The organism is Pseudoalteromonas sp. Ps84H-4 (genome assembly GCF_024124645.1).
Classification (GTDB): Bacteria; Pseudomonadota; Gammaproteobacteria; order Enterobacterales; family Alteromonadaceae; genus Pseudoalteromonas; species Pseudoalteromonas lipolytica_C.
The window spans coordinates 153,275-166,568 of the sequence record NZ_JAMXSK010000002.1 but is presented as its reverse complement, the minus strand read 5'-3'; the positions used below and the strand labels follow the sequence as shown (position 1 = coordinate 166,568).

10 protein-coding genes are annotated in these 13,294 nt (G+C 42.4%); 3 read left to right on the top strand and 7 right to left on the bottom strand.

Annotation, left to right across the window (positions count from 1 at the left end):
- Positions 1–86: 86 nt before the first annotated feature.
- Entirely contained in the window at positions 87–1,271 is a 1,185-nt protein-coding gene (locus NH454_RS03185; RefSeq protein WP_235382211.1) for an NAD(P)/FAD-dependent oxidoreductase, read from the bottom strand.
- A gap of 323 nt (positions 1,272–1,594) precedes the next feature.
- Here NH454_RS03185 and NH454_RS03180 point away from each other — a divergent pair, with 323 nt between their 5' ends.
- Positions 1,595–3,724, top strand: a complete 2,130-nt coding sequence (locus NH454_RS03180; protein WP_135922699.1) for a S8 family peptidase — start codon at positions 1,595–1,597, stop codon at positions 3,722–3,724.
- A gap of 66 nt (positions 3,725–3,790) precedes the next feature.
- On the opposite strand, the gene NH454_RS03175 is transcribed toward NH454_RS03180, so the two are convergent.
- The 5 genes from NH454_RS03175 to prlC all read right to left on the bottom strand — a co-directional run bounded on the left by NH454_RS03175 (position 3,791) and on the right by prlC (position 10,551).
- Positions 3,791–4,264, bottom strand: coding sequence for a peroxiredoxin (locus NH454_RS03175; protein WP_063529354.1), 474 nt, complete (start codon positions 4,262–4,264; stop codon positions 3,791–3,793).
- 106 nt (positions 4,265–4,370) lie between these two features.
- The gene (locus NH454_RS03170) at positions 4,371–6,296 is read right to left on the bottom strand and encodes a methyl-accepting chemotaxis protein (protein WP_235382210.1); all 1,926 of its coding nucleotides are present in this window, start codon (positions 6,294–6,296) and stop codon (positions 4,371–4,373) included.
- Positions 6,297–6,413: 117 nt separating this feature from the next.
- The gene (locus NH454_RS03165) at positions 6,414–7,169 is read right to left on the bottom strand and encodes a class I SAM-dependent methyltransferase (RefSeq protein ID WP_138557059.1); all 756 of its coding nucleotides are present in this window, start codon (positions 7,167–7,169) and stop codon (positions 6,414–6,416) included.
- A gap of 43 nt (positions 7,170–7,212) precedes the next feature.
- Complete coding sequence (locus NH454_RS03160; RefSeq protein WP_235382209.1) at positions 7,213–8,391, bottom strand: response regulator; 1,179 nt, start codon at positions 8,389–8,391, stop codon at positions 7,213–7,215.
- A gap of 108 nt (positions 8,392–8,499) precedes the next feature.
- The gene (gene prlC, locus NH454_RS03155) at positions 8,500–10,551 is read right to left on the bottom strand and encodes an oligopeptidase A (RefSeq protein ID WP_235382208.1); all 2,052 of its coding nucleotides are present in this window, start codon (positions 10,549–10,551) and stop codon (positions 8,500–8,502) included.
- Between the two features lie 151 nt (positions 10,552–10,702).
- Between prlC and gorA the strand changes: the two genes are divergently transcribed.
- Both gorA and NH454_RS03145 read left to right on the top strand, forming a co-directional pair.
- Positions 10,703–12,064 (top strand): glutathione-disulfide reductase, encoded by a 1,362-nt coding sequence (gene gorA, locus NH454_RS03150; RefSeq protein WP_235382207.1) that lies wholly within the window; start codon positions 10,703–10,705, stop codon positions 12,062–12,064.
- Positions 12,065–12,247: 183 nt separating this feature from the next.
- Positions 12,248–12,982, top strand: a complete 735-nt coding sequence (locus NH454_RS03145) for a MauE/DoxX family redox-associated membrane protein (RefSeq protein WP_235382206.1) — start codon at positions 12,248–12,250, stop codon at positions 12,980–12,982.
- Between the two features lie 58 nt (positions 12,983–13,040).
- On the opposite strand, the gene NH454_RS03140 is transcribed toward NH454_RS03145, so the two are convergent.
- The gene (locus NH454_RS03140; RefSeq protein WP_171040391.1) at positions 13,041–13,289 is read right to left on the bottom strand and encodes a hypothetical protein; all 249 of its coding nucleotides are present in this window, start codon (positions 13,287–13,289) and stop codon (positions 13,041–13,043) included.
- Positions 13,290–13,294 lie beyond the last annotated feature (5 nt).

Sequence of the window (13,294 nt, the reverse complement as noted above, 5' to 3'; positions counted from 1 at the left end):
CATGGCGTCATAAAAAAACGCGCTAGAGCACGACCTACAAACACTTACTAAGCTAATTCCTAGCTCCTAAAAACTAGCAACTTCAATCAACAATACTGCCCTGCTGCAAAGCCGCAGCTCCAAGCGTATTGGAAGTTGTAGCCGCCTAGCCAGCCGGTTACGTCGGTGACTTCGCCGATGAAATAAAGACCCGGTGATTTTTTCGCTTCAAAGGTTTTTGAGCTTAACTCGTCGGTGTCTACACCGCCAAGCGTTACTTCGGCTGTTCTATAACCCTCTGTGCCGTTGGGTTTAATTTGCCAATTGTGAATGTAATCATGTAGCGCGTCGATTTGTGCATGGGTTAGTTGGTTTACATTGCAATCAGGAATTGCTTTGCTGTCGTGCAGCATTTCAACAAAGCGTTTTGGTAAAATTGTCGCAAGGGTATTTTTTAATGACTTTTGACCTTGGCTTTGACGCCACTGCTCAAGCTGCTGTTTTAAATCAAGCTCTGGTAACAAGTTAATATACACCGTTTGCCCTGCACGCCAGAATGAGCTGATTTGCAAAATCGCTGGGCCCGAAAGGCCGCGGTGAGTAAACAAGATGTTTTCTTTAAACTGGGTGCCATCTTCACTGGTAACCAGACAAGGAATGCTGATCCCCGATAACCCGTCAAAGCGATCTTTATCATGCTGATGCAAAGTAAATGGCACTAATGCCGCCATGGTTGGCAGCACAGTTAAACCAAATTGCTCAGCAATTTTATAACCAATTGGCGATGCACCAAGCTTAGGCATGGTTAATCCGCCCGATGCGACAACTAACGACTCACATTGATAGCTGTCTTGTTCGGTAATAACTTCATAACCCGCATCGGTTTTAGTCACGCTGAGTACTTCGTTACGCAGAGCAATGTTAACCCCCGCCCACTCGCACTCAGTTAGAAGAATATCGACGATATCTTGTGCGCTGTTATCACAAAATAACTGACCCAGTGTTTTATGGTGATAAGCCAAGCCGTGACGGTCCACCAGCTCAATAAAGTCATGCTGGGTATAACGGCTTAAACACGATTTTACAAAGTGAGGATTACCACACAAGTAGTTGTCTGGGCTTGCATTTTCATTGGTGAAGTTACAACGTCCACCGCCGCTAATTAATATTTTACGGCCCGGCTTTTTGCCCATATCAAGCACAGTAACATTGCGACCACGGTAGCCTGCTTGTGCAGCACACATCAAACCTGCAGCGCCAGCGCCTATCACAATTACATCTACTTGGGTCATTACTCATACTCACTAAAAAAATTTAGCTGATTATAACAAGTTATTTTACATGAGGTGTTAACTGTGAGGTGTTTTTACAAAAAAGATAAAACCAAAAAACGAAATAAAGTAAAAACTCAAAATCTAAAAATTAAAACTTTTTAATTAGAAAAGAACGAAAAACACACGAAAAAAGCACCATTTAGCCATCTATACATTTAGTTATAACCAAAATAGAGACAAACATAATAAAACGATATTTTAACTTAATTTACATTTATTTTACCTTTGTCCCCCTTCGCGAAAAATATCGTGGAGATTAACATAACAATCTAGGGATCATTATGACAACTAACAACAACTTGAAAAAGTGCGCAATTGCACTGAGCTTGACTGCGTTGTTTGGGACGACGGCAGCAATGGCGACTCCAAACCAACTTATGACACCATCGATGCAGGAAACGGCAGCAAAACTACAAGGTCAAGACGGCTTTGGTACGCAGTTCATCATTAAGTATAAAAACAACAGTGATGAAATGATGACGATGTCGGCAGCAGAACAATCGCCAACTATGATGAACAAAAAGGCTCAAGGCTTTGTTAAAAACTTCACCAGTAAAAAAGGCAAAGTAAAAGCCCAATATGTTCGTGCAATGGCGATGAGTAATCACCACGTAATGCGTGCTGATAAAAAACTTTCTGCTGAAGAAGCGCAAGAGTTCATGCAAGAGATGGTTGCAACAGGTAATGTTGAATACATCGAAATCGACCAAATGTTAAAGCCATTCGCAACACCTAACGACCCTCGTTATAACGACCAATGGCACTACTACGAGCAAGCGGGTGGTTTAAACCTACCTACCGCTTGGGACACGGCAACAGGTAGTGGTGTGGTTGTAGCGGTACTTGATACAGGTTACCGTCCGCATGTTGACCTTAATGCCAATATTTTACCGGGTTACGACATGATCTCTAATCTGTCTGTAGCAAATGACGGCGGTGGTCGTGATAGCGATGCACGCGATCCGGGTGATGCAATCAGCGCTAACGAATGTGGTTACACACACAGTGCACAAAGCTCTAGCTGGCACGGTACTCACGTTGCAGGTACGGTTGCAGCAGTGACTAACAATGGAGAAGGTGTTGCTGGTGTTGCATACGATGCGAAAGTAGTTCCTGTTCGTGTACTTGGTAAATGTGGTGGTTTAACGTCTGATATCGCTGACGGTATTATCTGGGCTTCAGGTGGTTCTGTATCAGGCGTACCAGCGAATGCTAATCCTGCTGATGTTATCAACATGAGCTTAGGTGGTAGCGGTTCATGTAGCTCAACCACGCAAAGTGCCATTAACCAAGCTCGTAACAACGGTTCTGTGATCGTAATTGCTGCAGGTAACGATAACGATAACTCTGCGAATTACAATCCAGGTAACTGTAATGGCGTTGTAAACGTTGCATCTGTAGGTCGTGACGGTGGACGTGCTTACTACTCAAACTATGGTAGCAACATCGATGTTGCAGCACCAGGTGGCGCACAAAGCTTTGCTAATGACTCTGAAGGTGTTCTATCAACACACAACTCAGGTTCTACTGGCCCAAGCAGTGATTCATACCACTACTCGCAAGGTACGTCGATGGCGGCACCTCATGTTGCGGGTGTAGCGGCGCTAATTAAACAAGCGAAACCATCAGCAACACCAGATGAAATCGAAAACATCTTAAAATCAACAACGCGTTCATTCCCAGCAACATGTACTAGCTGTGGTACAGGTATTGTTGATGCGGCAGCTGCTGTTGCAGCAGCATCAGGCACAACACCGCCACCACCAACAGGTAACGTGTTAGAAGATGGCCAAGCACTCACTGGTTTAAGTGGTTCAGCTAGCAGCCAAACATTCTACACAATGGAAGTACCAGCAGGCGCAACGAATGTAACTTTCACTATGAGTGGTGGAACAGGTGATGCTGACCTTTACGTTCGTGCAGGTAGCGCACCAACAACATCAACCTATGATTGTCGTCCTTATGAAGGCGGTAATAACGAAGTATGTTCTATCGATAACCCAACTGCGGGTACTTATCATGTCATGCTTAACGGCTACTCTGCTTATTCAGGTGTTAGCTTAGTGGGCGATTTAACAACTTCAGGTACTGGCACAGGTGCACCGCAAGCTGGTGGTGGTACAGTGACTGATATCTCTGCAAGTGCAGGTCAATGGAAACACTACACGATTGACGTGCCAGCAGGTATGGCAAGCTTCACAGTAACAACGTCTGGTGGTTCTGGCGATGCTGATTTATTTGTTAAGTTTGGTAGCCAACCAACTACTTCAAGCTATGACTGTCGTCCGTACAAAAACGGTAACGCAGAAACATGTACATTCAGTAACCCACAAGCAGGTACTTGGCATTTAAGCTTAAATGCATACAAAACCTTCTCAGGTCTGACATTGGATGCACAGTATCAACCTTAATAGTTGATCTCCCCTTACCCCCAGGGACTTTTAGCCGGACTCACGTCCGGCTTTTTTGTATTTATATTAAAGCTTTTCGAGCACAGCTTCAGCGCGGCTTACTACAAACTCTTTGTCTTGTTCAACAAACAGACCTGTTACTGTTTGGTTTTCAACAATCATCGCATAACGCTTTGAACGTACACCACCAAAGCCAGCCGTGTCTTTATCTAAACCAAGTGCTTTGGTAAAACTTGCATCACCATCAGCAAGCATACGAATGTGCTCAGCATTATGAGCTTCACCCCATGCTTTCATTACAAATGCATCGTTTACTGATACACAGTAAATTGCATCAACGCCTTTTGCGGTGATTTTATCAGCTAAAGTAATAAACTCTGGTAAGTGAGCGTTTGAGCAGGTTGGTGTAAATGCACCTGGCACAGCAAATAGCACCACTTTTTTATCAGCAAATAGTGCCTCTGTTGATAAAGTTTGCATGCCTTCACTGGTTAACTCGCTAAGGGTTGCCGCAGGTAAAGTTTGGCCTTGTTCGATCATCGTGATTCCTTGAAATAAAATAAGAATACAGAGTATATACCCAAAAAATTGAATACCGCATGATTTAAAGGCAAACAATGCACTACATTGCTCGCCCTTTGAAGAGTTATAAACCTAAGCTGGCTTTAATGGTATGCATTTGCTCTTGTAGGCGATGCTGAATATCACTAACTAATGAGTTTGACTCACCTACCTGCCCTTTCATACTTTGCATTGATTGGCTAAAGTTTTCGAGTAAGGCATTTTGCTGTTTAGCAAGCTCCATGGCATCAAACGCTACTTTATTGGCATCTTGCGCGTTGCCGGCTACGCCTTCTGAGTTACGTTTAAGTTCTTGAGCATTTTGTGTTTGCAGCTCAGCATCATTAGCCAGTGCGCTAATTTGCTCTGATACCATAGTTGAGTTTTCACTCAAGCGGTTAAGTTGGTTGTTAATATCATCAAGCGAGCCTTGTGTTTGTCTAGCCAGCTTTCGTACTTCGTCGGCGACTACCGCAAAACCCCGACCATGCTCACCAGCACGCGCCGATTCAATCGCCGCATTTAACGCCAATAAGTTTGTTTGTTCAGCAATGTTTTTAATTACTTCAATGACTTGGCCAACATCATCGACCCCTTTTAATAATTCTTTTAAACTCTCAAGGCCTTGTTCAACTCGCTGCTCTGTGTGGGAGCTCGCCGTTAACATACTGTCGGCAAAACCAAGACTCTGCTCCATCGCATTAAAAGTCTGTTTAGCATTATCAGCGACTTGGCTATTAATGTTATTTACTTGCTCACCTATATGTTGAATATCGCTCAGTAAATCTTGGTTTTGCTCTACCTGAGAATGGCTGGCATCGGTTTGCTGGGCTATGGTATGTAAGTGCTCGCTCATTTCTAGCATAAAGTCATTAATAACCTTAAGCATTTGTGCTCGCTCTTCAGCCTCACCACGTTGACGCTCTATTAATTGATTAAAGTAACTGGCAATTTCGCCTACCTCGGTTTTCGGGTTTTTACTCTCAATATTTTTAAGTTCATTACTTTCAATCAAGAAGGCAAAACCATCACGCAATTGACGCAATGGATTAAGCACTTGGTTACGCTGCACAAAATACACACCACCCGCCAACACTACAAGCATGCCAATAGCGACACAAAACACGATAAATACTTGCTGTTTAAGATTGCTCTGTTCGTCTTTTAGCTTTTGCTCAGCACCGAGCACGGTTACAGATAACGCACCGATTTGTTCGCGTAATGCTTGCATACCCGTTTGACGTTGCTCAGCTTGTTCAAGAGTAGATGCCAAATCACGGGGAAAACGTTTAGGCCAGCTACTTAGTTCAGCTTTAATATCACCCGCTAAGTCTTCAGCTTCTTCACCAAAAAACAACGCATCTTCTTCAACTTCACTCATAACACCTAGGTTATCAAGGCTGTCGATTTTATCTGCGAGTGTGTTTAGTGTTGTAACTGTTTGCGTAAGGCTGCTTTTAGTATCTTGATCATAGTTAAGAACCAACTTATAAGTATACAAAGCAAGTGATGTGACTTCGCTGTAATAGTCAGCGGCAAGTTGGTAATACTCAAGTGCAAGCGCTGTTTGCGGCTCTGCTTTCTTAGCATAACCAATTAACGATGAGGCAGAACCGGCCATTTGTCTTATCGAGTTATCAAGTAAAGCCATTTCGTTACCAGACAACTTGCCCAAAGCGCGGTACTTACCATTAATGTCTTTGTCTAATTCAGTGAGTTGCGTATTCAGTGTTGCTGCTAACTCATTGGGAAGTCCAGCTAATTGCTGTGCTTTAATCTTACTAATCAGTGCTGAGGCTTTAGTTAAGTACTGGCTGTCACCTTGTTCTAAATAGTCATCTAGGTAACTTTTTAAATCAATTATGATGGTGTTTTTAAGCTTGTTATAAGCGTTATCTTGCTGCTCTATTCCTATTAATGTTTGGCTTGACCAAAACAAGGTGGCAGCTAATAAAATACTGGCAAGAGTAAGTAAAACGGCTAGTAGCCGAGTAAATGATGACACGCGCATAAACGATATTCCCAAGTAACGTTACGCGCATAGAATATTAACCTTTTATGACAGTTTAATGAAAAACCACCATAAATAACCACACATAAAAATCAAACACATCCAAAAATACTAGACTCAAACCATTGCTGCTTTTACATATACATCAAAGCGATTCTTCTTGGTTTTGATTTGCATACTAGGGGTTTTGTCATTCAAAAATGGCGCATAATCGGGTCGCTTAACCACGACTCGTTTGCTTGCAAGTGGATAAGCAAACTCTAGTAAATCGTCGGCATCACTATCAGCCCCAACAAGCTCTTGGAATACCCGCATTTCTTTTTTAACTAGGGCTGACTTTTCTCGGTGGGGAAACATAGGATCTAAGTACACAACATCAGGTACTTCGTTACACTGAGCCAATAAAGTATGGCTAGAACCAAATACTAGGCTCATGTTTTCTTTCATCCATGAGCCAATTTCTGCATCGTTATAGGCGCGCTCTAAGCCATCAAATAATAGCGCGGCAACCACAGGGTGACGCTCATGTAGTATGACTTTACAGCCAAGTGATGCCAAAACAAAGCCGTCGCGGCCAAGGCCTGCGGTGGCATCAAGCACCACGGGCGTAGCTCCTTTATTTAAACCCACCGCTTTGGCGATAGCTTGGCCTTTACCACCACCGAACTTACGTCGATGTGCGGCAGCCCCCGTGACAAAATCTACATGGATAGCGCCAAGTTTTGGCTCATCCTTTTTTTTCAAACTCAAGCCCTGATCGTCATAATGAAGCGAAAAGCCCGCATTAAGCTCAGCCCACTTGGCTAAACCAAAACGTTGCTCTATGGCATCTAAATAAGGACGCATTTCTTTAAAAGGACAATGAATTACCACGTATAACTCCGAGCTATTTTATTCGGCGCCAGTATAGCATGGCTTAAAATAGCTCGATATCCGTTTGTGAAGTGATATCTTCAGTATGACTAGGCTCAGCCATTTTTTGTAAGTTTACCAATAACTCACTACGCGATTCGATAATATGATTAAGCTGATGTTTAATGTGAGTTAAATCGTCGTTTAAAGAGGAAAATAACTGCTGAGTTTGCTGCAATTGCTGTAAATACAAAGCCACATCGCTGCTATTTAACTGCTCATTATGTTCGACTAATTGGTTCAATTCAGCAAGCTGAACTGTTAGCTGTTTAACGGCATGCTCTCGAGAGTCACTGTTTTGATGCATTAGTTCAGAGAGCTCGTTAAAAGCATTGCCTATTTGGTTTGCCTGCGTCAATGCTCGTTCGTTTATTTCCATATCTTGCACTTTCGCATTAGTCACTTCCAAAATATGCGGAAACAAATCTTTGTAGCGGCCATAAAGCTGTGCATCATCCAAGGGCATGTTTTTAACTAGCATCGATACTTTTGGGTAGTTAATGATGGTGCGATGACTAAAGTCAACAAAGCGATTTGACTCACGGTGTTGTTCTAATAACTCTTGCTCAAGTGGGCATACGCCACCTTTAGCACTACAAAACACGCCAACATCTTGATACCAAAACGCCAAAACAACATCGAGCTCCATGGGGTTAAAAAATTCGAACATATACTCAGATAAGGCTTTAATATCATGTGCATGATAGCTTTGCCCGACGTAACGCATGATGCGCCCCATATCACCTGAATCTGTCATTGCAATTTCGGCGGTGATCTGCGCTCGCTCAACATCACTTTTAAGCTTTTTTGAGTGTTGGCGATACTGATATAACACGCGAATACGTGCCATAAGCTCTTCAGCATTAAATGGTTTTACAATGTAGTCAGCAGCACCTGCGTTATACCCTTTAACACGGTCTGGTAAGTCTGATTTACCTGACAAAAACATTACTGGAATATCTTTGGTTTCAGGGTTTGCTTTTAACTCATTACAAACCTCAAACCCAGTTTTTCCGGGCATCTCTATATCGAGCAATATTATATCTGGATTGTGTTTTATTGCTTGTCTTAATCCTTCATCACCATTTTTAGCATGGAGCAGTGTGCAAAAGCCCGCGAGCGATTCTTCGATCACATGATGCACGTATTTATCATCATCAATGGCTAATACCAGTTTAGACATGCTTAATTCCTATATACTCTTTTTTAGAAGGATAGTACGAGCGTGTGATTTTGCGAAGAAATATTAATAAAAAAAGCGCCTTACGGCGCTTTTATATTTTTATATTCTTTATGCTGCAATGCCGCTGTGTCTAAGCAATGCATCAACTTGCGGCTCGCGCCCTCGGAACTTTTTAAACAGCTCCATTGGCTCTTCACTACCGCCTTTTTCTAAAATGTTTTTCAAAAAGGCTTCTCCCGTTTCAGGGTTGAAAATGCCTTCTTCTTCAAATTTAGAAAACGCATCAGCAGACAGAACTTCTGCCCACTTATACGAATAATAACCAGCGCTATAACCACCAGCAAAAATATGGCTAAAGCCATGTTGGAAACGATTAAACGCTGGCGCTTTAACAACCGCGGTTTTGCTACGAACAGCATCTAAAGTTGCTTGAATATTACATGGTTCACCCGCTTTATAATCGTGGTGGATTGTAAAATCAAACAACGAAAACTCTAGCTGACGTAACATTTGCATACCTGATTGGAAGTTCTTCGCCGCAAGGAGTTTATCTAATAACTCTTTTGGTAAAGGCTCATCTGTTTCGTAATGACCCGAAATAAAGTTCAGCGCTTCTTCTTCGTAGCACCAGTTTTCAAGGAACTGACTTGGTAACTCAACTGCATCCCATGCCACACCATTAATACCCGCAACCGGCGCAGCATCAACTTGGGTCAACATATGGTGAATACCATGACCAAACTCGTGGAATAAGGTTGTCACTTCATTATGAGTGAACAGCGCAGGCTTATCGCCAACTGCTTTATTAAAGTTACACACTAAATACGCAACTGGGGTTTGTAATTCGCCGTTTGCACGTACTTTACGACCCATACAGTCGTCCATCCACGCGCCGCCACGCTTGCGATCGCGAGCGTATAAATCTAAATAAAAACGACCACGTAAAGTATTGCTACTATCGTAAATTTCGAAAAAACGTACATCTGGGTGGTAGGTATCAAAGTCAGTGACTTCTTTAACACTAATACCAAATAAACGATTTACTGTAGTGAATAAGCCACTTAATACCTTATCGGCAGGAAAATAAGGGCGCAGTACTTCGTCTGAAATCGCGTATTTCTCTTGCTTAAGTTTTTCGCCGTAATAGGCGTAGTCCCAGGCAGCAAGTTCAGTCACACCGTGCTTATCTTTGGCATAAGCCGTTAGCTCAGCAAGTTCTTGCTCAGCTTGGGGTTTAGACTTATCGGCTAAATCTTCTAAGAATGAGAAAACTTGCTCTGGCGTTTCGGCCATTTTAGTCGCCAGTGACATGTCAGCGTAGCTGTTAAAGCCAAGTAACTCAGCAAGTTCATGACGCAGTGCAAGCTCTTCAGTCATAATAGCTGAGTTATCAAACTCACCGGCATTGGGGCCTTGATCAGAAGCACGTGTTACAAACGCAGTGTAAAACTCTTCACGTAACTCGCGGTTATCTGCATAAGTCATGATTGGTAAGTAAGATGGAAAATCTAACGTGAATACCCAGCCATCTAGCTCTTTACTTTTAGCTGTATCAGCGCCAAGTGCTAACGCAGACTCAGGTAACCCCTCAAGCTCACTTTCATCAGTAATATGCTTTTGCCAAGCGAGTGTGGCATCCATTACATTGTTACCAAACTTAGAAGCCAGTTCAGATAAACGTGCACTGATTTCGCCATAACGCTTTTGCTGCTCAGGTTTTAAAGCAATACCCGACAATTCAAAATCACGCAGTGCATTGGTAATGGTTTTTTGCTGGGCAGTAGTAAGTGTTTTAAATTCATCACTATTATGAAGTGCATTGTAAGCATCATATAAACCTTGATGCTGACCTACAAAGGTTGAGTACTCAGATAACAATGGCAAACATTGCTCATAAGCTTCACGTAACTCATCGTTGTTAACGACAGAGTTCATATGTGATACCGGTGAAAATAAACGTGATAACTTGTCATCAGCTTCTTCTAGCGGCAGTACCAAGTCATTCCATGTGTACGATTTAGTCGCCAGTACCTCGTCTATTTTAGTGCGGCACTCAGCAATGGCTGCTTTTAACGCTGGCACGACATGCTCTGGTTTAATTTTAGAAAACGGCGGAAGCCCTTCTAAACCAATGAGTGGGTTATTTTCTGCAATTGTCATTTTCGTTCTCAAATTTTATGCGAAGATGATTTTGAAGTTGGGGCGAATTGATGAAATACAAGGGGCTTAACCTTGGTCTTTATTATGCTATTATCAACTTATTAATAAATCGATTAATTAATAAAAATTTATCTATTTTTGAGGACAAACTATGGCTCAGCATTTTGATTACATTGCTATTGGTGGTGGTAGTGGCGGTATTGCCTCTGCAAACCGTGCTGCAATGCGTGGCGCAAAAGTCGCTCTTATTGAAGCAAAACACATGGGTGGTACTTGTGTAAACGTGGGTTGTGTTCCAAAGAAAGTAATGTGGCACGGCGCACAAGTTGCTGAAGCAATTAATGCATACGCACCAGACTATGGCTTTGATGTTGAGCTTAAAAGCTTTAGCTGGGCTAAATTAGTAGAAAGCCGCGAAGCATATATTGGCCGAATTCACCAAGGTTACAATAAATACTTAGCAAGTAACGGCGTAACGGTTATTAATGGCTTTGCTAAATTTGTTGATAGTAAAACAGTTGAAGTGAACGGTGAGCTATACACTGCTGATCATATCCTTGTAGCTGTTGGTGGTCGCCCTACTATTCCTAATATCCCAGGTGCTGAGCTTGGTATTGATTCGAACGGTTTCTTTGAGCTAAATGAACAACCTAAACGTGTTGCAGTTGTTGGCGCAGGTTATATTGCTGTTGAAATTGCGGGTGTTCTTCATAGCCTAGGTACAGAAACACATTTATTTGTTCGTAAAAACAAACCACTACGTACTTTTGACCCATACATTGTTGATACCCTTGTCGATATTATGGCAAAAGAAGGCCCAACTCTTCACACTGAGTGCACACCTAAAGAAGTGGTTAAAGAAAACGACGGTAGCCTAACAATTCACTTTGAAAATGGTCACAGCCAAAACGTTGATGAAGTTATTTGGGCAATTGGCCGTACACCAACAACAGACAAGATCAACCTTGCAGCAGCTGGTGTTGAAGTGAACGAAAGCGGCTATGTAAAAGTAGACGAGTTTCAAAACACCACAGCTAAAAATGTATATGCAGTTGGCGATATCATCGAAAACGGTATCGAACTTACGCCAGTAGCCGTTAAAGCAGGTCGTATTTTATCAGAGCGCTTATTCAATAAAGAATTGCCTGATGATTTAAAAATGGACTACGAGCTAGTACCAACGGTGGTATTCAGTCACCCACCAATCGGCACCATTGGTTTAACAGAGCAAGAAGCGATTTCGCAATATGGTGCTGAAAACGTAAAGGTTTATAAGTCAAACTTTGCAGCGATGTACACAGCAGTTACTCAGCACCGCCAAGCATGTAATATGATGCTCGTGTGTGCAGGTGATAACGAAAAAGTTGTTGGCTTACACGGCATTGGCTTTACCGTTGATGAAATGATCCAAGGCTTTGCAGTTGCAATGAAGATGGGCGCAACCAAAGCAGACTTCGATGCTGTTGTGGCTATTCACCCAACGGGTTCTGAAGAGTTTGTTACGATGAGATAAACTTGAGTTGCAAGTCAATTTTAAAACCTTGTGGTGCTGCCACAAGGTTTTTTTATGCCTAAAGCTGGCACAAACCTTGTAACTGTTAATAAAGTAACCAGTTATAGCAACAATTTGCCCTTATTTACTGTGTAATTAAGCAATTATTACGCAGTAAACAAGGCATTTTTACAAGGAGGCACTGTGTCTAAGTCTGCAATTTTATATCGCATGGTAACCGATGAGCATATTTGCCCATTCGGTTTAAAATCAAAAGATTTATTAGAGCGTAATGGTTACGATGTTGATGATCGTCATTTAACCAGCCGTGAGCAAACTGACGAATTCAAACAGCAGCATGATGTAAAAACCACACCACAAACCTTTATCAATGATAAACGCATTGGTGGTTACGATGAGTTGCGCGACTTTTTTAATCTGCCCGAGGCTGGCCAACAAGGTACCAGTTATACCCCAGTTTTAGCCATTTTCGCTGTGGCTATGCTACTGAGCTGCGGTTTTACTTATGCCAGCGGTGAGGCTTTATTCTCTGTGCAGAACCTGATGCTGTTCGTTGCATTATCAATGGCGGTACTAGCGATACAAAAGTTGCAAGATTTATTCAGCTTTTCTAACTCATTTATTACCTATGACTTATTGGCGATGCGCATTGTGCCCTATGCCTATGTCTACCCCTTTATCGAGGCGTATGTAGCGATTGGTATGGTGGCTGAATTACCCGCCTTAGCTGTAGCACCCTTTTCACTATTTATTGGTGGCATAGGTGCGGTATCGGTTATTAAAGCTGTGTATATCGATAAACGAGAGCTGAAATGCGCCTGTGTTGGTGGCGACAGTAATGTGCCGCTCGGCTTTATCTCACTGAGTGAGAACTTATTTATGATAGCCGCAGGTATATGGATGCTTATTACTTTTTAGCGTTTTATTAGTATTTAAAGTGGCTTAATTAAGTAATTAAGCCACTTTAAACGAATGGTTAACCACCATTACGTAAATCGCGCTCGAATTCACTTTCGGTTTTTACTGGATGACAGGTCGATTTAACCTCAGCCTTTTTACTGTCGTCGTCATCGGTGCTAAAAATCGTATAGCTGTAATCGGTTTCGAGTTCACCACCTAGACACTCATGCTCAGCGTAGATTTCATTTTCAGCCCCATCAACTACGGCCTGTGATGCACAGCCTGCCAGCATAGCAAGTGCAAGTACAATTGGAATTGCTTTCATATCTT